This window comes from Streptomyces sp. LHD-70 (assembly GCF_031157275.1).
Classification (GTDB): Bacteria; Actinomycetota; Actinomycetes; order Streptomycetales; family Streptomycetaceae; genus Streptomyces.
The window spans coordinates 627335-649729 of record NZ_JAVIFW010000002.1; the positions used below are offsets into that span (position 1 = coordinate 627335).

Annotated in this window: 19 protein-coding genes; 7 read left to right on the forward strand and 12 right to left on the reverse strand. The window is 70.6% G+C overall.

Features of this window, described 5'->3' with window-relative positions:
• Positions 1-35: 35 nt before the first annotated feature.
• Both RCO28_RS07810 and RCO28_RS07815 read left to right on the forward strand, forming a co-directional pair.
• A complete protein-coding gene (locus tag RCO28_RS07810) occupies positions 36-2267 on the forward strand; it encodes a SpoIIE family protein phosphatase (protein ID WP_308940225.1) in 2232 nt (743 codons plus the stop codon).
• A gap of 140 nt (positions 2268-2407) precedes the next feature.
• Positions 2408-3874: a catalase gene (locus RCO28_RS07815; protein ID WP_308940226.1), complete on the forward strand. Its 1467-nt coding sequence runs from the start codon at positions 2408-2410 to the stop codon at positions 3872-3874.
• A gap of 50 nt (positions 3875-3924) precedes the next feature.
• Here the strand turns inward: RCO28_RS07815 and RCO28_RS07820 are convergent, their stop codons facing one another.
• Positions 3925-6288 (reverse strand): transglycosylase domain-containing protein, encoded by a 2364-nt coding sequence (locus tag RCO28_RS07820; protein WP_308940227.1) that lies wholly within the window; start codon positions 6286-6288, stop codon positions 3925-3927.
• A 288-nt stretch (positions 6289-6576) separates the two neighbouring features.
• On the opposite strand from RCO28_RS07820, the gene RCO28_RS07825 reads away from it, so the two are divergent.
• The gene (locus tag RCO28_RS07825) at positions 6577-7548 is read left to right on the forward strand and encodes an SPFH domain-containing protein (RefSeq protein ID WP_308940228.1); all 972 of its coding nucleotides are present in this window, start codon (positions 6577-6579) and stop codon (positions 7546-7548) included.
• Positions 7545-7787 (forward strand): hypothetical protein, encoded by a 243-nt coding sequence (locus RCO28_RS07830; protein ID WP_308940229.1) that lies wholly within the window; start codon positions 7545-7547, stop codon positions 7785-7787. Before RCO28_RS07825 ends, RCO28_RS07830 begins: the two co-directional genes overlap by 4 nt.
• A gap of 187 nt (positions 7788-7974) precedes the next feature.
• Here the strand turns inward: RCO28_RS07830 and RCO28_RS07835 are convergent, their stop codons facing one another.
• Entirely contained in the window at positions 7975-8928 is a 954-nt protein-coding gene (locus RCO28_RS07835) for a LysR substrate-binding domain-containing protein (RefSeq protein WP_308940230.1), read from the reverse strand.
• Positions 8929-9070: 142 nt separating this feature from the next.
• On the opposite strand from RCO28_RS07835, the gene RCO28_RS07840 reads away from it, so the two are divergent.
• Together RCO28_RS07840 and RCO28_RS07845 are read left to right on the forward strand one after the other, a co-directional pair.
• Positions 9071-9625, forward strand: coding sequence for a peroxiredoxin (locus RCO28_RS07840; protein ID WP_308940231.1), 555 nt, complete (start codon positions 9071-9073; stop codon positions 9623-9625).
• A gap of 7 nt (positions 9626-9632) precedes the next feature.
• Complete coding sequence (locus tag RCO28_RS07845; RefSeq protein WP_308940232.1) at positions 9633-10163, forward strand: alkyl hydroperoxide reductase; 531 nt, start codon at positions 9633-9635, stop codon at positions 10161-10163.
• Positions 10164-10349: 186 nt separating this feature from the next.
• Here the strand turns inward: RCO28_RS07845 and RCO28_RS07850 are convergent, their stop codons facing one another.
• The 4 genes from RCO28_RS07850 to RCO28_RS07865 form a co-directional block, all read right to left on the reverse strand.
• The gene (locus RCO28_RS07850) at positions 10350-11711 is read right to left on the reverse strand and encodes an AI-2E family transporter (RefSeq protein ID WP_308940233.1); all 1362 of its coding nucleotides are present in this window, start codon (positions 11709-11711) and stop codon (positions 10350-10352) included.
• A gap of 114 nt (positions 11712-11825) precedes the next feature.
• Entirely contained in the window at positions 11826-12554 is a 729-nt protein-coding gene (locus tag RCO28_RS07855) for a transglycosylase SLT domain-containing protein (RefSeq protein ID WP_308940234.1), read from the reverse strand.
• Between the two features lie 416 nt (positions 12555-12970).
• On the reverse strand, positions 12971-14293 hold the full coding sequence (locus RCO28_RS07860; protein ID WP_308940235.1) for a PhoH family protein: 1323 nt from the start codon (positions 14291-14293) through the stop codon (positions 12971-12973).
• 294 nt (positions 14294-14587) lie between these two features.
• A complete protein-coding gene (locus RCO28_RS07865; RefSeq protein ID WP_308940236.1) occupies positions 14588-15349 on the reverse strand; it encodes an isoprenyl transferase in 762 nt (253 codons plus the stop codon).
• A 116-nt stretch (positions 15350-15465) separates the two neighbouring features.
• Between RCO28_RS07865 and mgrA the strand changes: the two genes are divergently transcribed.
• Entirely contained in the window at positions 15466-16503 is a 1038-nt protein-coding gene (mgrA, locus tag RCO28_RS07870; protein WP_308940237.1) for an L-glyceraldehyde 3-phosphate reductase, read from the forward strand.
• A gap of 120 nt (positions 16504-16623) precedes the next feature.
• On the opposite strand, the gene RCO28_RS07875 is transcribed toward mgrA, so the two are convergent.
• From RCO28_RS07875 to RCO28_RS07900, 6 genes are all read right to left on the reverse strand, one after another.
• Positions 16624-17370 (reverse strand): prepilin peptidase, encoded by a 747-nt coding sequence (locus RCO28_RS07875; RefSeq protein WP_308940238.1) that lies wholly within the window; start codon positions 17368-17370, stop codon positions 16624-16626.
• 328 nt (positions 17371-17698) lie between these two features.
• The gene (locus tag RCO28_RS07880) at positions 17699-18703 is read right to left on the reverse strand and encodes a glycine betaine ABC transporter substrate-binding protein (protein ID WP_308940239.1); all 1005 of its coding nucleotides are present in this window, start codon (positions 18701-18703) and stop codon (positions 17699-17701) included.
• Between the two features lie 48 nt (positions 18704-18751).
• Positions 18752-19543 (reverse strand): ABC transporter permease, encoded by a 792-nt coding sequence (locus tag RCO28_RS07885; protein WP_308940240.1) that lies wholly within the window; start codon positions 19541-19543, stop codon positions 18752-18754.
• A 2-nt stretch (positions 19544-19545) separates the two neighbouring features.
• Positions 19546-20763 (reverse strand): ATP-binding cassette domain-containing protein, encoded by a 1218-nt coding sequence (locus RCO28_RS07890; protein ID WP_308940241.1) that lies wholly within the window; start codon positions 20761-20763, stop codon positions 19546-19548.
• A 1-nt stretch (position 20764) separates the two neighbouring features.
• Entirely contained in the window at positions 20765-21412 is a 648-nt protein-coding gene (locus tag RCO28_RS07895; protein ID WP_308940242.1) for an ABC transporter permease, read from the reverse strand.
• A gap of 15 nt (positions 21413-21427) precedes the next feature.
• Positions 21428-22369, reverse strand: coding sequence for an alpha/beta fold hydrolase (locus RCO28_RS07900; RefSeq protein ID WP_308940243.1), 942 nt, complete (start codon positions 22367-22369; stop codon positions 21428-21430).
• Positions 22370-22395 lie beyond the last annotated feature (26 nt).

Below are 22395 nucleotides of genomic sequence, written 5' to 3' on the forward strand. Positions count from 1 at the left end.
CCGCGCGCAGCCCCGGACGGACGGATTCAGAACGCGTGACGGAGCACCCCACCTCCCACGAGGGCAGGCAGCCGCGAGCTGCCCGGCCGAACCCCGCGGACCCTCGCGGGGCGCTGCTGCGTTCCCCGGACTCCGCCGAAGGACCGGAAGGCCCGGGCCACGGTGACGGCGCGGAGGCCTCCGGCACCCGGCCCGCCGAGCACTCCGGCACGGCCGCACCTCGGACCGCCGCCGCCTTACCGTCCCAGAACCGGACCGGCGGCGACGACGGCGAGCACCGCAAGTCCGGCCCCGCCGACACCCCCGAACCGGACGCGCACCGCCCGCGCCCCGGGCCGCTGCCCGTGCCCCCGGCCCGGATGGGCGGTACGGGCGGCGAGAGCGGCCACCCCGGCCCGTCCGCGCACCCCGCGCCCTCCGCGCACCCCGGCGCCTCCGCCGCCGTACCCTCCGACGGCCGGGCGGACGGACTGCCGCCCGCCCCGCCCGTACCGCCCGCGCCCCCGTCCGGCGACGGCGACGCGGCCCGGCACGGTGGGGACCGGCTGCGGTTCGTGGGCGCCGCGACCCGGCGGATCGCGCGCGGCATAGACCTCGACGAGATCGTGATGGGCCTGTGCCGGGCCACCGTGCCCACGTTCTCCGACGCGATCCTCGTCTACCTCCGCGACCCGCTCCCGGTCGGCGACGAGCGGCCCGTCGGCCCCGTCGTGCTGCGCCTGCGCCGCACCGACCGCATACCCGACGAGATGGACGACACCGTCTCCGAGGGCGGCAGCCTGCTCGCCCCGCTGCCGGTGCCGCCCGATGCGACGCCGAGCCTGCAGCTCCGCTGGAGCCGGGGCGAGCCCAACGCCGCCGAGCTGTGCGAGGTGCGGACCGGCGGCGCGCTCGCCGAGGTGCTGCGCGGCGTCCGTCCGGTGTTCGGCGACACCCCCGCCGCGCGCGCCGCGCTGCCCGAACTCCTCGGCGAGGACCACACGCTGCCGGAGGGCCGGCGCGCGATCCTCGCCCCGCTGCGGGGCCGGCGGCGGGTGATCGGCGCGGCCGTGTTCCTGCGCCGCCCCGAGCGCGCCGCGTTCGAGCAGGACGACCTGCTGGTGGCCGCGCAGCTCGCCACGCACACCGCGCTCGGCATCGACAAGGCTGTGCTCTACGGCCGCGAGGCGTACATCGCGGACGAGCTGCAGCGCACGATGCTGCCCGAGACGCTGCCGCAGCCCACCGGCGTCCGCCTCGCCAGCCGCTATCTCCCGGCCGCCGAGACCGCCCGCGTCGGCGGCGACTGGTACGACGCGATCCCGCTGCCCGGCAGCCGCGTCGCCCTGGTCGTCGGGGACGTCATGGGCCACTCCATGACCTCGGCCGCGATCATGGGCCAGCTGCGCACCACCGCGCAGACCCTCGCCGGGCTCGACCTGCCGCCGCAGGAGGTCCTGCACCACCTCGACGAACAGGCCCAGCGTCTCGGCAGCGACCGCATGGCGACCTGCCTGTACGCGGTCTACGACCCGGTCGCGCACCGCATCACCATCGCCAACGCCGGGCACCCGCCGCCCGTACTCCTGCACATCGGCGGGCGGGCCGAGGTCCTGCGCGTACCGGCGGGCGCGCCCATCGGGGTCGGCGGGGTCGACTTCGAGGCCGTCGAGCTGGACGCACCGGCCGGGGCGACGCTGCTGCTCTACACCGACGGCCTGGTCGAGTCCCGGCTGCGCGACGTGTGGACCGGCATCGAGCAGCTCCGCGAACGGCTCGCCGCCACCGCCGAGTTGACCGGACCCGACCACGCCCCGCCGCTCGAAGCGCTCTGCGACGAGGTGCTCGACATGCTCGGCCCCGGCGACCGGGACGACGACATCGCGCTGCTCGCCGCCCGCTTCGACGGCATCGCGCCCAGCGACGTCGCGTACTGGCAGCTCGACCCGGAGGACTCCGCGCCCGGCCGGGCCCGGCGGCTCGCGCGGCGCGCCCTGGCCGCCTGGGACCTGGAGGACCTCACGGAGTCGGTGGAGCTCCTGGTCAGCGAGGTCGTGACGAACGCGGTGCGGTACGCGTCCCGGCCGATCACGCTGCGGCTGCTGCGGACGGACGTCCTGCGCTGCGAGGTCGGGGACGACGTTCCGCAGCTGCCCCGGCTGCGGCAGGCGCGGGCCACGGACGAGGGCGGGCGCGGCCTGTACCTGGTCAACCGGCTCGCCCGGCGCTGGGGTGCGACGCGGCTCTCCACCGGCAAGGTGGTGTGGTTCGAGCTGAACCGGGGCTGAGGGGCCCGTCCGAAGGTGCCTCGGCCAAATGTTGCCGACGCCGCGTCGGCGGCGTTGACTGGCGTGGTGAACGAAGCGGCCGCCGCCTCGCTCCGAGGCGGTGGCCCACCACCTCCGAGACCCTCTCGACGGGAGGACTCGTGACCGAGGCACCGCAGAAGGCCCCGTACACCACATCGAACACCGGGATCCCGGTGGAGAGCGACGAGCACTCGCTCACCGTCGGGCCCGACGGACCGATCCTGCTCCAGGACCACTACCTCATCGAGAAGATGGCCCAGTTCAACAGGGAGCGGGTCCCCGAGCGGGTGGTCCACGCGAAGGGTTCGGGGGCGTACGGCTTCTTCGAAGTCACCAACGACGTCAGCCAGTTCACCAAGGCCGACCTCTTCCAGCCGGGCCGCCGCACCGACATGCTGGCCCGCTTCTCCACGGTCGCCGGTGAGCAGGGCTCCCCCGACACCTGGCGCGACCCGCGCGGTTTCGCCCTCAAGTTCTATACGGACCAGGGCAATTACGACCTGGTCGGCAACAACACCCCGGTGTTCTTCGTCCGGGACACCATCAAGTTCCAGGACTTCATCCGCTCCCAGAAGCGCCGCCCCGACAACGGGCTGCGCGACCACGACATGCAGTGGGACTTCTGGACCCTGTCGCCCGAGTCCGCGCACCAGGTCACCTGGCTGATGGGCGACCGCGGCATCCCGAAGACGTACCGCCACATGAACGGCTACAGCTCGCACACCTACATGTGGATCAACGGCGGCGGCGAGCGGTTCTGGGTGAAGTACCACTTCAAGACCGACCAGGGCATCGACTTCCTCACCCAGTCCGAGGCCGACGAACTGGCCGGCTCGGACCCGGACCTGCACCGCCGCGACCTGTTCGACGCGATCGCGGCCGGCAACGCCCCGAGCTGGACGCTGAAGGTCCAGATCATGCCGTTCGAGGACGCGGCGGACTACCGCTTCAACCCCTTCGACCTGACGAAGGTGTGGCCGCACGGCGACTACCCGCTGATCGAGGTCGGCCGCATGACCCTCGACCAGAACCCCGAGGACTACTTCATCCACATCGAGCAGGCCGCGTTCGAGCCGTCCAACATGGTCCCGGGCGTCGGACCGTCCCCGGACAAGATGCTCCTCGGCCGGCTCTTCTCGTACCCCGACACCCACCGCTACCGCATCGGCCCCAACTACGCCCAGCTGCCGCCCAATCGGCCGCGCTCGCCCGTCAACTCGTACGCGAAGGACGGACCGATGCGGTACGCGCCCTCGGAGGCCGCGCGGCCGTACGCCCCGAACTCGTACGGCGGTCCCGAGGCCGGGTTCACCGGGCGGTTCGGTGATCCGGCGGGCTGGGAGACGGCGGGCGAGATGGTGCGCGAGGCGACCGAGCGGCACGCCGAGGACGACGACTGGGGCCAGCCCGGCACGATGGTCCGCCAGGTCCTGGACGACGCGGCGCGCGAGCGGTTGGTGTCCAACGTGTCCGGCCACCTGCGCGATGGCGTCTCGCGGCCGGTCCTGGACCGGGCTGTGCAGTACTGGCGCAACATCGACAAGGCGGTCGGGGACCGGATCGCGGCGAAGGTCAACGGGGGCTGAGTTCCTCAAACGCCGGAGGGGCTGCTGCATCAGCCCCTCCGGCGTCTGGACTAGTCCCGGCCCGGCTTGTCCGGTTTGCCGTTGCCGTTGTCGTCTTCCGGGTCCGTCGGGATGCCCCAGGAGCCGGAGGGGTCCGGGCTCGTGGGGAGGTCCGTCGGGCCGTCCGTCGGCGGCTCGGTCGTCGGGCCGTCCGTGGGCGGCTCCGTCGTCGGCGGCGTGGTCGTCGGGTCCTGTGAGGTCGGCGGCGCCGTCGGTGTATCCGAAGGATCGGTCGACGGGGCCTCGCTCGTCGGCTCCGCCGGAGGCGAAACGCCCGCGCCCATGTCCGTGTCGAGGTCGAACCGCGCGTCCGAGCCGCCGTTCAGGGCGCCCAGGGTGTACGCGGCCCAGATCCGGGACGGGAAGCCGCTGCCGTGGATCTTGCCGTCGCCACCGGCACCGGCGAGCGAGACGTGGTCATTGGTCTTCGCGGGCGACTTGTCCGGCCGCTTCAGATCGCCGCCGCCCTCGGGCGCCTCACCGAACATGCCCACCACGGTGACCATCTCGGGGGTGTAGCCCGCGAACCACGCCGAGACGTTGTTGTCCGACGTACCGGTCTTGCCCGCGGCCTCGTACTTGCCCGCGTACCGCCCCGAACCGACCACCGAGCCGGTGCCGTCGTTGACCACGCCCTGCAGGACGGAGGTCACGGAGTCGGCGGTGGTGCGCTGGACCACCTGTTCGCCGAGCGGCTCCGGCTGGATCTTCTCGCGGTCCTTGTGCGTGGCCGACTTGAGGATGGACGGGGTGACCTTCTTGCCGTGGTTGTCGAGCGTCGCGTAGACGCCCGCCATGTCCATCGGGCTCGCGCCCATCGAGCCGAGCGTCATCGCCGGGTCCGTGGTGATCTTCTGCATGCCCAGGTCGGAGGCGGTCTGCGCGACCCGGTCCATGCCGACGTCGGCGCCCATCTGCGCGAACACCGAGTTCACCGAGTTGTCCATGGCCTTCTGGACGGTGACGTCGCCGTAGTCCTTCTTGCCCTCGTTCGGCGGGGCGTACGGCTTCTCGCCGCCCTCGACCGGACGGCCGCTGGTGCCGTCGTAGACCGTGCCCGCGCGGATCGGGGTGCCGTCCTGCGTCTGGGCGTCGTTCTCCAGGGCCGATGCGAGGATCACGGGCTTGAAGGTCGAGCCGGGCTGGTAGTCACGGCGGGTCGCGTTGGACTGGTAGTGCTTGAGGTAGTCCTCGCCGCCGTAGAGCGCGACGACCTCGCCGGTCTTCGGGTCCACGGAGACCGCGCCGGCCTGCACGGCGGCGTCGACCTTCCGCTGGTCCGTGTCCAGCTTGTCGTTGAGCTCCGTGTCGACTGCCTTGAGCAGGGCCTTCTGCTTCTTCGGGTCGATGTTCAGGGTGACGGTCCAGCCGCCGGCCTCGACCTTGTTGAGGGCGTCCTCCCGGGTGTCGCCCCGGCGCACCAGCTCGTCCACGATCTGCCGGTTGGCGGCGTCCACCAGGTACCCGGCCTGCCCGGCCTTGCCCGCCTCCGGCTTGGGCTTTCCGGGCTTGTCGAAGGTCATCCCGGACCGCTCGCCCTGGTCCAGCCAGCCCTGCTCGACCATGTTGTCGAGTACGTAGTTCCAGCGCTGCTTGACGAGCTTCTTGCTGGCGGGCGACGCGGCCGTCCAGTCGTACTGGCTCGGGGCCTGCAGCAGCGCCGCGAGATAGGCGCCCTGCTCGACGGAGAGCTCCTCGGCGTCGACGCCGTAGTAGGCCTGGGCGGCGGCCTGGATTCCGTACGCGCCGCGGCCGTAGTAGCTGGTGTTGATGTAGCCCGCGAGGATCTCGTCCTTGGACTGCTTCTGGTCGACCTTGAGGGAGATCACCAGCTCCTTGAGCTTGCGGGTGACCGTCTGGTCCTGGTTCAGGTAGTAGTTCTTGACGTACTGCTGGGTGATCGTCGAACCACCCTGCTTGCCCTTGCCGGTGAGGGTGTTGACGACGCCGCGGGCGGTGCCCTTGAGGTCGACTCCCTGGTCCTTGTAGAAGGACTTGTTCTCCGCGGCCACGAAGGTCTTCTGCACCGGCTTCGGCACCCGGTCGAGACCGACGATCTCGCGGTTCACCTCTCCGGTACGGGTGATGACGCTGCCGTCCGCGTACTTGTAGACGTTGCTCTGCTGCTCGGCCTGGGCGTTGGCCTCCGGGACCGGCACCAGCAGGTACAGCGCGACGAAGCCGGCCATCGCGAGCAGGCAGAGCCCGAAGAGGGTGCCGAGGACGCGCTTGAAGGTGAAGAAACGGCGTATGCCGCCCTTGCCCTTGGCGGCCCGGCGGGCGCCACGGGGGCGTATGCCATCGGACTGCGACCGCGCCGCCGCCCGGCGTGCTCCGCCGCGCTGCCGCGCTCGTCTCGCTTCCGCTCGGCCCATTGCTCCGTCGCTCCAGTCAGTTCGGCTCCCCCGGGTCAGCTCATGAAGCTAACACCGGCCATGCGGACAAAGGACTGCTGATCCGGCCTTTTCCGGACGTGACAATCAGCACCTGCCCTAGGGGAACCGACTCATCGGGCGCACGAAGGGTTGCCCACGGGATGTGTGGAGGGTTGGCAACGGACTGCTGGCAGACGGTTGGCAGACAGGTTGGCAAGAGAGTGCAGAGAACGCTAAAGTGCTATCACTTTGCTTCTCCATTGAGAGCACACAGAATCGGGGACCGCCATGACCAGTCACGACCACATCCCAACCCAGGACCGCACCCCAACCCAGGACCGCACCCCCGCCGCCGACACCCCCGAGGTGCCCGAGCCCCGCGTCCGGGAGTTCGCCGCGCACTCCATCGGCGGCGGGCTCGCCCTCCTCCTCGGCCTGCTCGGACTGGCCGCCGGCATCGCTCTGGTGGTGTTCGGCACGATGGCCGGATCGGCTGGGGCGAAGGCGGTCGTGATCGTCGCGGGTGTGCTGATCGGCATCGCCGCGTTCCTCGCGATGTGCGGGCTGAACATGGTGGCGCCGGGCGAGGCGCGCGTCGTCCAGCTCTTCGGCCGGTACCGCGGCACGATCCGTACGGACGGCCTGCGCTGGGTCAACCCGCTGACGTCCCGGGTGAAGATCTCCACCCGGGTCCGCAACCACGAGACCGCCGTCCTCAAGGTCAACGACGCGTACGGCAACCCGATCGAGCTGGCCGCGGTCGTCGTATGGAAGGTCGAGGACACCGCACAGGCCTCGTTCGAGGTGGACGACTTCCTGGAGTTCGTCTCGACACAGACCGAGGCGGCCGTGCGGCACATCGCGATCGAGTACCCCTACGACGCGCACGACGAGGAGGGCCTGTCGCTGCGCGGCAACGCCGAGGAGATCACCGAGAAGCTGGCGGTCGAGCTGCACGCGCGCGTGGAGGCGGCCGGTGTGCAGATCATCGAGTCCCGCTTCACGCACCTCGCGTACGCACCGGAGATCGCCTCGGCGATGCTGCAGCGCCAGCAGGCCGGTGCGGTGGTCGCGGCGCGGCGGCAGATCGTGGACGGCGCGGTCGGCATGGTCGAGGCGGCGCTCAACCGGCTCACCGAGCAGGACATCGTGGAACTCGACTCGGAGCGCAAGGCGGCGATGGTGTCCAACCTGATGGTGGTGCTCTGCGGTGACCGCGCGGCGCAGCCGGTCCTCAACACGGGGTCGCTGTACCAGTGACTCCGCCCGAAGCCGGGGACCCCACCCCGAAGCGGAAGCCGCAACAGCAGCGCAAGCAGGTGCTGTTGCGGCTCGATCCGTCGGTGCACGATGCGTTGGCCCGGTGGGCCGGGGAAGAGTTGCGGTCCACGAACGCGCAGATCGAGTACCTGCTGCGCAGGGCACTGTCGGAGGCGGGCCGCCTCCCGGGCGAGGCGAAGCCGATCCCCAAGCGGGGCCGCCCACCGAAGCCCCGGTAGGGGCGCGGGGAGGTGCCCCTTCAGGGGCGCGGGGAACTGCGCGACCAGCCACGGCGGCGCTGCACCCGCCGACGGCGCGGACTCGGCAGACGCGTCTGCTCTGTGCTCGCCGTTGCCGCGTGCAGCGCCGTCGTGGTCGCTCGCGCAGTTCCCCGCGCCCCTGAAGGGGCACCACCTGAACCGGCGACTAAAGGGGCACCGGGCGCACCGGCAACGCCGACATGGCCCGCCTCAACTCCGCAGCCAGCGCAGCGTATTCCGCCCCGCGCGCCGCCCCCGTCCGCATCGCGAGAGCGATCCTGCGGGTGGGCGCGGGCTCCGCGAAGTAGCCGGTGAGCAACTGGCTGGAGCGGCTGGTCTCCACCTTGACCGCGGTACGCGGCAGCAGCGTCACCCCGAGCCCGCCCGCCACCAGCTGCACGAGAGTGGAGAGCCCGGCCGCGGTCGTCGTCACGGGGGCGTCCCCGCGGCCCGCCTCCCGGCAGATGTCGAGGGCCTGGTCGCGCAGGCAGTGGCCCTCGTCGAGGAGCAGCAGGTTCAGCTCGCGCAGCGCCTCGCGCGGGATGCCCTCGCGGCCGCCGAGCCAGTGGTCGAGCGGCGTGATGAGGACGAAGTCCTCGTCGAACAGCGGGAGTTCGGTCACCCCGGGCACGCCGAGCGGCACGGCGAGCAGCAGCAGGTCGAGGCGGCCTCCGAGCAGTCCGTCGACGAGGGACGCGGTCTGCTCCTCGTGCACCTGGAGGTCGAGCTCCGGGTACCGCTCGTGCACCAGGCGCAGCACGCTCGGCAGCAGATACGGCGCCACGGTCGGGATCGCGCCGAGCCGCAGCGCCCCGGTGAACGGCGCGCGCACCGCCTCGGCCTCCTCCATCAGCGCCCCGACCGCCTCCAGCACGTCCTTGGCGCGCGCGGCGAGCCGCTCCCCCGCGGGCGAGAGCAGCACCTTGCGCGTGGTGCGCTCCAGGAGCTGCACGCCGAGCGCCTCCTCCAGGGCGGAGACGGCCCCGGACAGCGCGGGCTGGCTCATTCCGATCGCCGCTGCGGCGTCCCGGAAGTGCAGATGTTCGGCTACGGCGTCGAACGCCCGCAGCTGCGCGAGGCTCGGCTGCTTGGCACCCCGTGCGGCAGTCCCCTTACTCACGGCCACTGATAGCCACCTCCGATCAACATGACCAAGTCTAGCTATTTCTGCGATCAATGCAGGTTGTGCCAGGATCAGCGCGAACGTCCAACCCTCAGGAAAACCCTAAAAGAGGGTTTTCCACACCTCGCAAGGAGAGCGCGTGCTCACTGTCGGTGACAAGTTCCCCACGTACGACCTGACCGCCTGCGTGTCGCTGGAGAGCGGCAAGGAGTTCGAGCAGATCAACCACAAGTCCTACGAGGGCAAGTGGCGCGTGGTGTTCTTCTGGCCGAAGGACTTCACCTTCGTCTGCCCCACCGAGATCGCCGCGTTCGGCAAGCTGAACGACGAGTTCGCCGACCGCGACACCCAGATCCTCGGCGTCTCCGGCGACTCGGAGTTCGTGCACCACGCCTGGCGCAAGGACCACGACGACCTGCGTGACCTGCCCTTCCCGATGCTGGCCGACTCGAAGCACGAGCTCATGCGCGACTGCGGCGTCGAGGGCGAGGACGGCTTCGCGCAGCGTGCCGTGTTCATCGTCGACCAGAACAACGAGATCCAGTTCTCGATGGTGACCGCCGGTTCCGTGGGCCGTAACCCGAAGGAGGTCCTGCGGGTCCTCGACGCCCTGCAGACCGACGAGCTCTGCCCCTGCAACTGGTCGAAGGGCGAGGACACCCTCGACCCGGTCGCCCTCCTGTCGGGCGAGTGATCTTCAGATGGCACTCGACGAGCTGAAGTCCGCGGTCCCGGACTACGCCAAGGACCTGAAGCTGAACCTCGGTTCGGTGATCGGCAACTCCGACCTGCCGCAGCAGCAGCTGTGGGGCACGGTGCTCGCCTGCGCGATCGCCTCGCGTTCGCCGCGCGTGCTGCGGGAGCTGGAGCCGGAGGCGAAGGCGAACCTGTCGCCGGAGGCGTTCACCGCGGCCAAGTCCGCGGCCGCCATCATGGCGATGAACAACGTCTTCTACCGGACGCGTCACCTGCTCTCCGACCCGGAGTACGGCACGATGCGCGCCGGCCTGCGGATGAACGTGATCGGCAACCCCGGCGTCGACAAGGTCGACTTCGAGCTGTGGTCGCTCGCGGTCTCGGCGATCAACGGCTGCGGGATGTGCCTGGACTCGCACGAGCAGGTGCTCCGCAAGGCGGGCGTGGACCGCGAGACGATCCAGGAAGCGATCAAGATCGCGGCCGTCCTTCAGGCGGTCGGCGCGACGCTGGACGCGGAAGCGGTTCTGGCGTAAACGGTTCAGGTTTGTGGCCCTCACCAGGTACGTCCAGGTGGGGGCCGCTTGCGTTCTCCCCTCCCCTCCCCTCAAGCGCCGGAGGGGCTGTTTTTCAGGGGCGCGGGGAACTGCCCGACCAGCCACGACGGCGCAGCAGCCGAACGACAAGCTGCTGCAAGCTTTCGGGAAGGGGCGGGGAGGGGATCAATCCGCCGGAGGCGGGGACGGCGGAGCGCCAGGGGCGACGTCCACCGCGGTGGACCCGTGCGGGCGGGGCGACATCCGTAGCGCCTGCTCCTGCGAGTACGCCCGCAAGTACCCCACCACCGTGTTCGCCACGGCGACGAGCGGGACCGCGACGACCGCGCCGCCGATTCCGCCGACCATCCCCCCGGCCGCCACGGACAGCACGACCGCCAGCGGATGCACCCGTACCGCGCGGCCGAGGATGAACGGCTGCAGCACATGGCCCTCGATCTGCTGCACCGCGAGCACCACGATCAGCGCCATGAGCGCCGTGAACACGCCCTGCGTCACCAGCGCGACGACCACCGCGAGCGCACCCGAGATCACCGCACCCACGAGCGGGATGAACGCGAACAGGAAGATGAACACGGCGAGCGGCACGGCCATCGGGACGTCGAGGAAGTAGATGCCGATGCCGATGAAGATCGCGTCGATGAGGGCGACGATCACCGTGCCGCGGACGTACGCGGTGAGGGTGCGCCACGCCTTGGGGCCGGCCCCGGCGACTCCCGGACGGGCCTGCGCCGGAACGGCCTTGAGGGTCCAGTTCCAGATGCGCTTGCCGTCGTAGAGCAGGAACAGCGTGCAGAACATCGCGAGCAGGATGCCGGTGAGGAACTCCACGACCACCGTGACGCCTTCGAGGCCCGCGGTGGTGATCTCCTCGGTGTTGGTGCCGACGGCGTCGCGCAGGTTCTTCGCGATGTCCTTGATCTGGTCCTCGGTGACATGGAAGGGGCTCTCCAGGAGCCACTTCTGGAGTTCGTCGATGCCCTCCTGGACGCGTTCGGAGAGGGTGTCGATGTTCTCCATGACCTGCCAGACCACGAACCAGCCGACCAGGCCCATGATGACGAAGCCGGTGATGAACGTGACGGCGGTGGCGAGTCCGCGCGGCAGGCCGAGGGAGCGCAGCCGTCCGACGGCGGGATGCAGCAGTGCGGTGATGAGGAGCGCGGCCAGGAAGGCCATGACGACGAGCTGGATCGAGGTGATGGCGCGCGCCAACACCCAGACCGCGGCGGCGAGTACGAGCAGCCGCCACCCCGCCTCGGCCGCGACCCGCAGCCCCCAGGGCACGGCGGCCACGGGTTCGAGCCGGGCGGCGACCGCGGGCGCGTAGGCGGGCGGCAGGGGCACCTGGTCGGGAGCGGAGTCGGGAGCGGGCTCGGGCCCCGCGTCGGGCGGGTAGTCCGGCGGCGCGGGCACCTCGCTGCGGTGCGGTTCGTCCTCCGCGGCGGCGCGGCGCTCCTCCAACCGCTCTCCCATACGGGTCAGTCGGCCCCCGAGCCGGCCCAGCCACCCTGGCACTCTCGTCATCGGCTTTCCCTTGTCCCCCGGATTTTTCCTCTGTGACCGTACATGCGTGGAGCCCCCCACCGTAGGACGGTGAAGGGCTCCACGAAGTTGAGCGTCAGGCGTAACGCCTTTGTCTCAGTACCAGTTGTTGGCCTGCCAGAAGTCCCAGGCACCGCAGGGGCTGCCGTACCGGTCGTTCATGTAGCCCAGGCCCCACTTGATCTGCGTGGCCGGGTTGGTCTGCCAGTCGGAACCGGCGGAGGCCATCTTGGAGCCGGGCAGCGCCTGCACGAGACCGTAGGCACCGGAGGACGGGTTGGAGGCCCGGTAGTTCCAGGTGGACTCGTGGTCCACGATGTTGCTGAAGCACTGGAACTGGTCCGCGGGAACCATCTGGCGAGCGATCGCCTGGGTCTCCGCGACGGTGTACGAGCTCTGCTTCGCGATGTCGGAGATGTCCGCACGCGCTTCGGAGCGGCTGGCCTTGAGCTCCGCCTCGCGCTTCGCGGCGGCCTTCTCGTCGGCGAGCTTCTGCTCCGCGGCTTCCTTCTTGGCGACCGCGTCCTCGGCGGCCTTCTTGCGCGCCGACTCCTCCGCGGACTTCTGCGCGGCGGCATCGGCGGCAACAGCCTGTGCGTCGGCCTGCTGAGCCAGAGATGCGGTCTGCACCTCGGCCTGCTGGCCCGCGGGGATGTCGGCGAGCAGCGTCCCTTCGCCCGACGCTGCCGTCGCCTCCATGTCGTTGGAGGGCTGGGTGCTGCCCGAGGCAACGCCCACGACGGCGCCGACAGTGGTGACCGCTGTGGCCGAAGCCACCGCGAATCCCCGGACCGAAATCCGGCTCACATGCATTCCTTCCAGCATCGCCCGGTCGGTGACCTTTCGGGCGCAATCGTGCCCCTGGCGCTGGCCACCCACTGCACATGGTCACGGGCGGCACGGACCCCAGGGGCAACTCCCTTGCGGGAGTGGGCTCCTGTGAAGCGGGTGGCATGCGGCGGTCTCTATGAAGTTCTGGTGTTCCACACCGCTGGGGGTGCGCAAGTGCCGCATGCGGGGCCTGACAGGACCACGACTCTGCCGGAACGGGATGCCGCGAGGCAATTCTGCGTTGCGTGTGAAAGCTCACACCCCGTTTGCCCCAGGAGTTTTGAGGAAATGCGCGTACGCCGAGACGCCGCCCGGCTAAGCTCTTCGGCTTCGCCGGACGGCGCCAACTCCCGCGTAGATAGGCGGAGGTACTGCTTTTCGGGCATCGCACACATGGTGCCCATGACCCGTCAGATGTGACCGTCCTCCAGCATTTCGGTCACGAGCGCCGCGATCTGCGAGCGCTCGGAGCGGTTCAGGGTCACGTGCGCGAAGAGCGGATGGCCCTTCAGCTTCTCGACCACGGCGACGACTCCGTCGTACCGCCCCACCCTGAGGTTGTCGCGCTGGGCGACATCGTGGGTGAGGACGACCCGGGAGTTCGCCCCAATACGGGACAGAACGGTCAACAGGACGTTCCGCTCCAGGGATTGCGCCTCGTCCACGATGACGAAGGCGTCATGGAGGGAGCGGCCGCGGATGTGGGTGAGCGGCAGGACCTCCAGCATGCCGCGCGCCGTGACCTCCTCGATGACCTCGCGGCTCGTGACCGCCGAGAGCGTGTCGAAGACCGCTTGCGCCCACGGGCCCATCTTCTCGGCCTCGCTGCCGGGCAGATAGCCGAGCTCCTGACCGCCGACCGCGTACAGCGGCCGGAAGACCATCACCTTCTGGTGCTGCCTGCGTTCGAGCACCGCGTCCAGACCCGCGCAGAGCGCGAGCGCCGATTTGCCGGTGCCCGCCCGGCCGCCCATCGACAGGATGCCGATGTCCGGATCGAGCAGCATGTCGAGGGCGATGCGCTGTTCGGCGCTGCGGCCCTTGATGCCGAAGGCCTCACGATCGCCGCGTACGAGACGGACGTTGCCCTCGGGCGTGACCCGGCCGAGCGCCTTGCCCTTCTCCGAGATCAGCGTGAGCCCCGTGTGCACGGGCAGGTCCGCCGCCTCCGGTACGTACAGGGTGTCCTGCTCGAAGAGGAGGTCCACCTGCTCACCGGACAGGGCGAGTTCGGACATTCCGGTCCAGCCGGAGTCCGTGATGGCGAGTTCCGCGCGGTACTCCTCGGCGAGGAGCCCGACGGAGGACGCCTTGATCCGCAGCGGCAGGTCCTTGGATACGACCGTGACGTCGTACCCCTCCGCCTGCAGGTTGCGGGCGACCGCGAGGATGCGGGAGTCGTTGTCCCCCATTCGATAGCCGGCCGGAAGCACTCCGGGATCCGAGTGGTTGAGCTCGACCCGCAGCGTCCCGCCCAGTTCGCCGATCGGGATGGGGGCGTCGAGCCGCCCGTGCCTGATCCGGCAGTCGTCCAGCATGCGCAGGGCCTGCCGGGCGAAGTAACCGAGTTCGGGATGGTGCCGCTTGGCCTCTAGTTCCGTGACCACCACGATCGGAAGCACTACTTCGTGTTCGTCGAAGCGGTTCATGGCGTTCGGGTCAGCCAGCAGCACGCTGGTGTCGAGAACGTAGGTGCGCCTGTCGGGAGTGCGGCGCTTTGTGCTGGTCACCACGGAAGGACGTACCCCCTCGGATGAGGTAGGGGAGCGACGGCGTCGCGGGGGGATGGACCGGGCTCGTGCCCCTGCGCGCGGGCCGAGCGCCGGCCCTCCACGAGTCCGTACGACGTACGGTCCTTGAGGTGCAAAGGGCCTCCCGGGCGGGCAGCCCCGTGCCACCCGCTGAGATGCGACTCCCCTGGCCGGGGAGTCACTTGACATGGGTATGCCCTCGAACGGGGCAAGGCATGCGGGGGCGTACGACGACGCGTTGATGAACGTCCGGTGACCTGCGGTCTCGACGGGGTGTCAGGAGCCGTAACGCCGGTGCCGTGCGGCGTAGTCGCGCAGGGCGCGCAGGAAGTCGACCTTGCGGAAGGCGGGCCAGAAGACTTCGCAGAAGTAGTACTCGGAGTGCGCGGTCTGCCAGAGCATGAAGCCGGACAGGCGCTGCTCGCCGCTGGTGCGGATGACGAGGTCCGGGTCGGGCTGGTCGCTGGTGTAGAGGTGGCGGCCGATCATGTCGGTGTCGACGACCTCGGCGAGCGCCTCGATGGGGGTGCCCTTCTCGGCGTGCTCGATGAGCATCGAGCGGACCGCGTCGGCGATCTCCTGGCGGCCGCCGTAGCCGACCGCGACGTTGACCGTTATGCCGTCGACGTGCGCCGTGGACTCCTCGGCCTCCTTGACCGCGCCCCGCAGCTGGGTGGGCAGGATGTCCGGGGTGCCGACGTGGTGCACGCGCCAGCGGCCGTCGGAGGCGAGGGTGCGGACGACGTTCTCGATGATGCCGAGCAGCGGGCCCAGCTCGTCCGCCGGGCGGTCGAAGTTGTCGGTGGAGAGCAGCCAGAGAGTGACGACTTCCACATCGGTCTCGGAGCACCAGCCGAGGAACTCGGAGATCTTCTCGGCCCCGGCCTGGTGGCCGTGCACGGTCGTGCTGCCGGACGCCTTCGCCCAGCGTCGGTTTCCGTCCATGATGACGCCGATGTGCTTCGGCACCGCGGAGTGGTCGAGGCGGCCTTCCACCCGGCGTGCGTAAAGCCCGTACACCAGGTCGCGCAGGTTCACTCTCTTCAGCCCCTCGGTGCAGATGGCAGATGCGGCCCCCGAAGGCGCCACCTTACCGCCGGTGGCGGCGCTCTCCGTCCAAGGGTGCGTCCCGCCTGGCGGGTAGCTTCGTACCCATGAACGACAACCGTGTGTACCGCGCCGCCGGTGACCGTTACGACGCGATGGAGTACCGGCGCACCGGCCGCTCCGGCCTGAAGCTGCCCGCGATCTCGCTCGGCCTGTGGCACAACTTCGGCGACGACAAGGGCCTCGACAACCAGCGCGCGATCCTGCGCCGCGCCTTCGACCTCGGCGTGACGCACTTCGACCTGGCGAACAACTACGGACCGCCGCCCGGCTCGGCGGAGCTGAACTTCGGCAAGCTCCTGAAGCAGGACTTCGCGCCGTACCGGGACGAGCTGGTCCTGTCCACGAAGGCCGGCTATCTGATGCACCCCGGCCCGTACGGCGAGTGGGGCTCGCGCAAGTACCTGATGTCGTCCCTGGACGCCTCGCTCAAGCGGATGGGCGTGGACTACGTCGACATCTTCTACTCGCACCGCTTCGACCCGAACACCCCGCTGGAGGAGACCATGGGCGCCCTGGCGTCCGCGGTGCAGCAGGGCAAGGCGCTGTACGTGGGCGTCTCCTCGTACACGAGTGAGCAGACGCGGGAGGCCGTGCGGATTCTTGACGACATGGGAGTGCGGCCGCTGATCCACCAGCCGTCGTACTCGATGATCAACCGCTGGACCGAGGACGACGCGCTGCTCGACGTCCTGGAGGAGGCGGGCATGGGCTGTATCTCGTTCGTGCCGCTGGCGCAGGGGCTGCTCACCGGGAAGTACCTGAAGGGCATCCCGGAGGGGTCGCGGGCGACGCAGGGCAAGTCGCTGGACCCGGACCTGCTGAGCGACGAGGTGCTGCGCCGCCTGAACGGCCTGAACGACATCGCGGCCCGGCGCGGCCAGTCGCTCGCGCAGCTGGCGCTGACCTGGGTGCTGCGGGACGAGCGGATGACGTCGGCGCTGATCGGCGCGTCCAGCGTGAAGCAGCTGGAGGAGAACGTCGCGGCGCTCAGCGGTGCGAAGCTCGACGACGAGGAGCTGGCCGAGATCGACAAGTTCGCGGTGTCCACGCCGGGGACGAACATCTGGGCCGGGCGTCAGTAGCACCGGAGCCAGGGCAGAAAAAATCGGGCCGGTCCATGGGGGGGGGGAGATGGACCGGCCCGAGGGGGGGTTTCCACCATAACCCTTCGTGAGCGGCATGGCGTGCAGCGGCGTGGCGGGCTATCCGGCGAGCGCGCCACAGAGGAGCCCGGTGGCGGCTCCGGCGAGCATGCAGGGCCCGAGCGGCATCGCTGTCCTGCGGCCCGCTCGCCCGCGCAGCACCAGGGAGAGCGCGTATCCGCCGCCGTATCCGATGCCCGCGACGAAGCCGAGGACGAGCACGCCCCAGCCGTACCACCCAAGGGTTACCCCCAGGACGACCGCCAGCTTGACGTCGCCGAAGCCCATGCCGGTGGGGTGGGCGAGGAAGAGCAGGAGGTACGTGCCGCCGAGGGCGAGGCCGCCGAGGAGCGAACCGGTCCAGGAGCCGGCCGCGCCGTCGAGGGCCGCGGCGGCGCCGAGCAGGACGAGGGCGGCGGCGGCGAGCGGCAGGGTGAGGACGTCGGGTAGCCGGTGCACGGCGTGGTCGACGGCGGCGAGCAGGACGCCGAAGGGGACGAGGGCCAGCCAGACGGCGAGTTCGGGGCGCGGCCCCGAGGCCGCGGCGAGCGCGGCGCACAGGAGTGCGGTGAGCGTGGCGAGCAGCGGGGTGCTGGGCCCGTACCAACGGGGCGCGGGCGGCGGGCAGTCGGAGCAGCGGGCGGTGCCGAGCCAGCCGTTCGCGGGGCCGCTGAGGGGGTGGCCCTGGGGGCAGTCGGCGCGCCAGGGCTCGTCGTAGGTGACCGCGAGGCGGTGGGCGGCGCGCGGCAGGAGCACTCCGGCGAGCGCGCCGTAGACGGCGGCGAGGGTGGCGAGCAGCGCGGGCACGAGGTGACTTTAGGGTGCCGCGGGTCACGGCGGTAGGGAGGTGTGCGGGGTGTACGACCCCCGGAGAGAGGCTCGCGGCACCGCCCGGCCCCCTCCACCGTGCGGTGCCGCACCGCGTGGCTTTGCCGACGCGAATTAGCCTTGGTCTGAACTTACGTGATGCCTACAGGGTGATCGACCGGTTCAGATAACAATGCGGAATCGAAGAGGGGGACTTGTCCGAGTTGTTCCCAATGTGACCGCCTTCTTGCGTGGGGTCCTCCGCGTTGTTCCGTTTTGAACTACCGCTGTCCGGTGCCGAATCGCGTGACTCCGGCTGATAGTCCCCCTACGCGGACGTATCCGTACCGATGAAGCCCCGCTCGGACAGGAACGCCAGGGCCGCCTCGTCGGGCGTGTGGCCCTCCAGGTCGACCATGCCGTTCAGCTCGATCATCCGCTCCTCCGTCAGGGCGTCGCCCAACTTCTCTGCCAGGGCCTTGAGTTGAGGGTGATCGGCCGCTGTCTCGTCGCGTACGGTCACGGCTGCCAGCTCGGTGGTGAAGTGGCCGCGGTCGTCGTCCAGGACCTCCAGGTCGAGCGAGGTGATGCGGGCGTCGCTCGTGAACACCTCGGCGAAGCGGCAGGGGCTGGCCTTGGCGACGTTGACGTAGTTCAGGGCCAGGGCGTTCTGGTAGGTCAGCTCGGGCGGGAAGCGGGCGTCGTACGTCTTCTGGAAGGAGCGCAGTTCACGGTCGAGGAACTCCGACGCCCCGCACAGGGTGGCCTGCTCCGGATGGTTCCGGGTGAACTCCGCCAGGTCCGACAGGGTGTGCACCTCGCCCGCCGCTCCGCTCGCGTCCTTGGCGCGGGCCAGCGCGTACTGGTTGCCGAAGCGTGCCGGTGCCAGCCAGGTGACGCCGTTCTTCGCGTGGTCCTCGCGGGCCGTGGCGCGGAACTGCCGCTGCGCCCCGCGGATCGGCTTGTCGTGCTGGAGGAACTGGGTCCAGCCGGTGCCGGAGTACTCCCAGTAGATGTCGACCTGGCCCTGCTTCAGGGCCTGGCGCACCACGTTGGTGCCGTTCAGGCCCGTCTGGTCCGTGGTCCTGGCGCCCGCTGCGCGCAGCGCGTACAGGAGGATCTTGCCGAGGATCTGCTGCTCGGTGAACTCCTTGGAACCGACGGTGAGCCGGACGCCGTTCAGGTCGAAGTCCCGGGCCAGGGAGCCCTGTTGGAGCTGCGTCGCCGAGGGCCCGGTGGCGGACGGGCCGCAGGCCGTCGTGAGGGTCGCGAGGACGAGGGCCGTCGCGGCCAGGGCCCTGCGCCGGGCTGCGCGTGGGGTGCTTCGGGGCACGGCGGTGTGCCTCCCTCTTCCGGTAGGGGCTTGTCCGTACGTGCGGGCTCAGAGCCCGCGGGGGCGCAGGGTGTCCTCGGCGATCCCGGCGAGCCAGTCGACGAGCAGCGCGAGCACGGCGACCAGGACGGACCCGGTGACGAGGACCAGGTTGCGGCCGGAGTTGATGCCGTTGGAGATGACGTCGCCCAGGCCGCCGGCGCCGATGAACGTCGCGAGCGCGACCGTGCCGACCGTGATGACCAGGGCGGTACGGATCCCGGCCAGCATCACCGGTACGGCCAGCGGCAGTTCGATGCGCCACAGCACGGTCGAGCGCCTCATGCCCATGCCCAGCGCCGACTCGATCACGGCCGGATCGACCTGCTGCAGCCCGGCGATGGTGTTCCGCAGCACCGGCAGGACGCCGTACGCGACGAAGGCGATCAGCGCGATCTGATGCACGCCGAGGCTCACGAACACCACGGCGAGCAGCACGATCAGGCCGATCGACGGCACGGCCTGCGCGATGTTGGCCACCGCGAGGATCGGGCCCGACAGGGCGCGCGCCCAGCTCCGGGTGAGGAGCACGCCGAGCGGCACGGCGATCGCGAGGATCAGGGCCGTAACGGCGGCCGTCAGCTCCAGGTGGGTGAGCGTACGGCTGATCAGGTAGGCCGAGTTGAGGCTGCGCTGCTCGATCAGGTCGTGCGGCCGCCCCGCCACGTACCAGAGCAGCAGGGCCAGGGCCGTGCCGAGGCAGAGCGGGGTGATCGCGTACGCGGCGGCGCGCGGCAGGCGCGAGGTCGCGGTGGTCGGTGTGGTGGCGGTGGTGGCCGAGGCGGTGGTGGTGGCCGACATTCTCAGGCCTCCTGGAGCCGGGCGTGGGTGGTACGGGTCTGCTCGCTGTTGATGAGCTCCCGCACCGTGTCCATCTCCAGGACGCCCCGGTAGCGGCCCTCGCCGTCGACCACGACGACCGTCGACGTGTCCGCGGACAGCATCAGGTCGAGCGCGTCGAACAGGGTGCTGTGCGGGCCGAGGGTGGAGAACACCGGGAAGTGCGACGGGGGTTCGGTGTCGGCCTCCGCGGTGGGCAGCCAGCCTGCGGGGCGCCGGTCGGCGTCGAGCAGCAGGCAGTACTCCCGGTCCTGCGCACGCGCGACGGCGAGGCGCCGCTCGGCGTCGGCGTCCGCGTCGACCGTGGGCCACTCGGGCACGTCGAGGGTGCCGAGCCGGGTCAGGGAGAGGCGGCGGACGGCCGCGCCCGAGCCGATGAACGCGGCGACGAACTCGTCGGCGGGCTCGGCGAGGATGCGCTCCGGGGTGTCGTACTGGCGCACCTTGCCGTTCTCGCCGAAGACCGCGATCAGGTCGCCCATCTTGCAGGCCTCGTCGATGTCGTGGGTGACGAACACGATGGTCTTGCGGACCGTGCGCTGGATGCGCAGGAACTCGTCCTGCAGCGCCTCCCGGTTCTGCGGGTCGATCGCCCCGAACGGCTCGTCCATCAGCATCACCTGCGGGTCGCCGCCCAACGCCCGGGCCACGCCCACGCGTTGCTGCTGCCCGCCGGAGAGCTGCTTCGGGTAGCGGTCGCGGTACGTAGCCGGGTCCAGGCCCACCATGGTGAGGAGCTCGTCCACCCGCTCCGTCACCCGCTGCCGGGACCAGCCGAGCAGCCGGGGCACGGTGGCGATGTTGTCGGCGACGGTGCGGTGCGGGAAGAGCCCGGAGGACTGGATGGCGTAGCCGATGCGGCGGCGCAGTTCGTGCACGGGCAGTTCGGTGACGTCCTGCCCGTCGAGGTGGATGCGGCCCGAGGTCGGCTCGATGAGGCGGTTGATCAGCTTCATCGTCGTCGTCTTGCCGCAGCCGGACGGCCCGACGAACGCGACGATGCGGCCCGCGGGTATGTCGAGGGTCAACTCCTCGACCGCCGCCTGCTCCTGGCCCGGGTAGCGCTTGACCAGCCGGTCGAGGCGGATCATGGGATGCTCTGCCGCTTCCGTACCGGGGTGCTCGGCCGCTTCCGTACCGGTGCGCTCGGCCGTTTCCGTACCGGGGTTCTCGTCCGTCATGTCAGGCACCCAGTCCCTTCGCAGTGGTGAGCCGGTTCAGTCCGGCGAAGAGCAGATCGAAGACGACGGCGAGCAGCACGATGCCGAGGCAGCCTTCCACGGTGAGGTACGCGGCGTACGGCGTACCGGCGCTGGCCAGGCCGTCGAGGATGAGGTTGCCGAGTCCCGGCCCGTTCACGGCCGCGGCGATCGCGGCGATGCCCAGGAGCAGCTGGGTCGCCACCCGCAGGCCGGTGAGCAACACCGGCCAGGCGAGCGGCAGTTCGACGGTGACGAGGACCCGTAGCCGCGTCATGCCCATCGCCCTGGCCGACTCCACGACCGCCGGGTCGAGTCCGCGCAGGCCGACCACCGCGTTGCGGAGCACCGGCAGCAGCGCGTACATCGTCAGGGCCACGACCGAGGGCCCGGTGCCGAGCCCCAGTGGGGTGATGAGCAGCCCGAACAGCGCGTACGACGGGATCGTGAGCAGCAGTCCGGCGAAGCCGAGGACCGCGGTGCGCGGGGCGCCGGTGCGGTAGGTGGCCACCGCGACCGGCACCCCGATGAGCACCGCCAGACCGAGTCCCTGGAGCACCAGGACGGCGTGCGCCAGCGTGGCGTCGGCGACGTCCGTCCAGTTGGACGCGAAGTAGTCGAGGAAGGTCATGACGGGCCGACGGGATCAGTGCGCGTCGGCGGCGGCGGTCACGGGCTGCGGCTGCTGTTCCTGCGCGAACGCCGAGCCGAAGAACGCGTCGAGGTCCTCCACCACCGACTTGAAGGTCGGGTCGTCGTCGAACATCCACTCCGTGTGGCCGCGCCCTTCGAGGAACTTGAGCTGCTTGGGCTCCTTGGCGGCCGCGTACAGCGCCTCGGCCTCCTCGGGCTTGTGCAGCTCGTTCTCGGCGCCGTGGATGATGAGCAGCGGGCGCGGCGAGATCCGGTCGGCGACCGCCTCGGCGGAGAAGCGGAGCAGCAGGTCGGCGGATTCCAGGGAGACGCCGGAGCCGAAGCCGGGCGCCTTGTACAGCTCCTCGCCGACGTATCCGTCCGTACGGCCGTCCAGGTCGAGGCGGATGATGTCCCAGGGGCTGGTGATCTCCGAGCGGCCGTGCTCGGCGCGGTGGCCGCGGTCGGCGGCGACCCGCTCGACGAGGCTGTTCCAGGACTCCTCGTCGTGCATGCTGCGGGTCGAACGGCGGCCGTCCGAGATGCCGTTGAGGGAGGCCACGGCGCGCACGCGCGGGTCGTCCGCCGCCTCCGCGACGACGACTCCGCCGCCCATGCCCCAGCCGATCAGTCCGATCCGCTCGGCGTCCAGCTGCTCGGCGGCGGCGGCCCGGTCCACGGCGGCGCGCAGGTCGTCGGCCCACTCCTGCGGGGCGAGCCGGCCGCGCTCGCCCTCGGAGAGGCCGAAGCCGCGGTAGTCGAAGGCGAGGACGGCGTAGCCCCGCTGGGTGAGGGCGCGGGCGAAGCGCTCGGGGTGGATGACCTTCAGGCCCTGGTAGCCGGAGGACGGGATGAGCACGGGGTACGGGGCGCCGGCGCCGTTGTCGTCGGGCAGGTGGAGGTCGGCGTCGAGGCGGATGCCTTCGCTGAAGAAGGGGAAGGGGCGCGTGATCACGGGGGCTCCTCGGTGAGCGGGGTGTG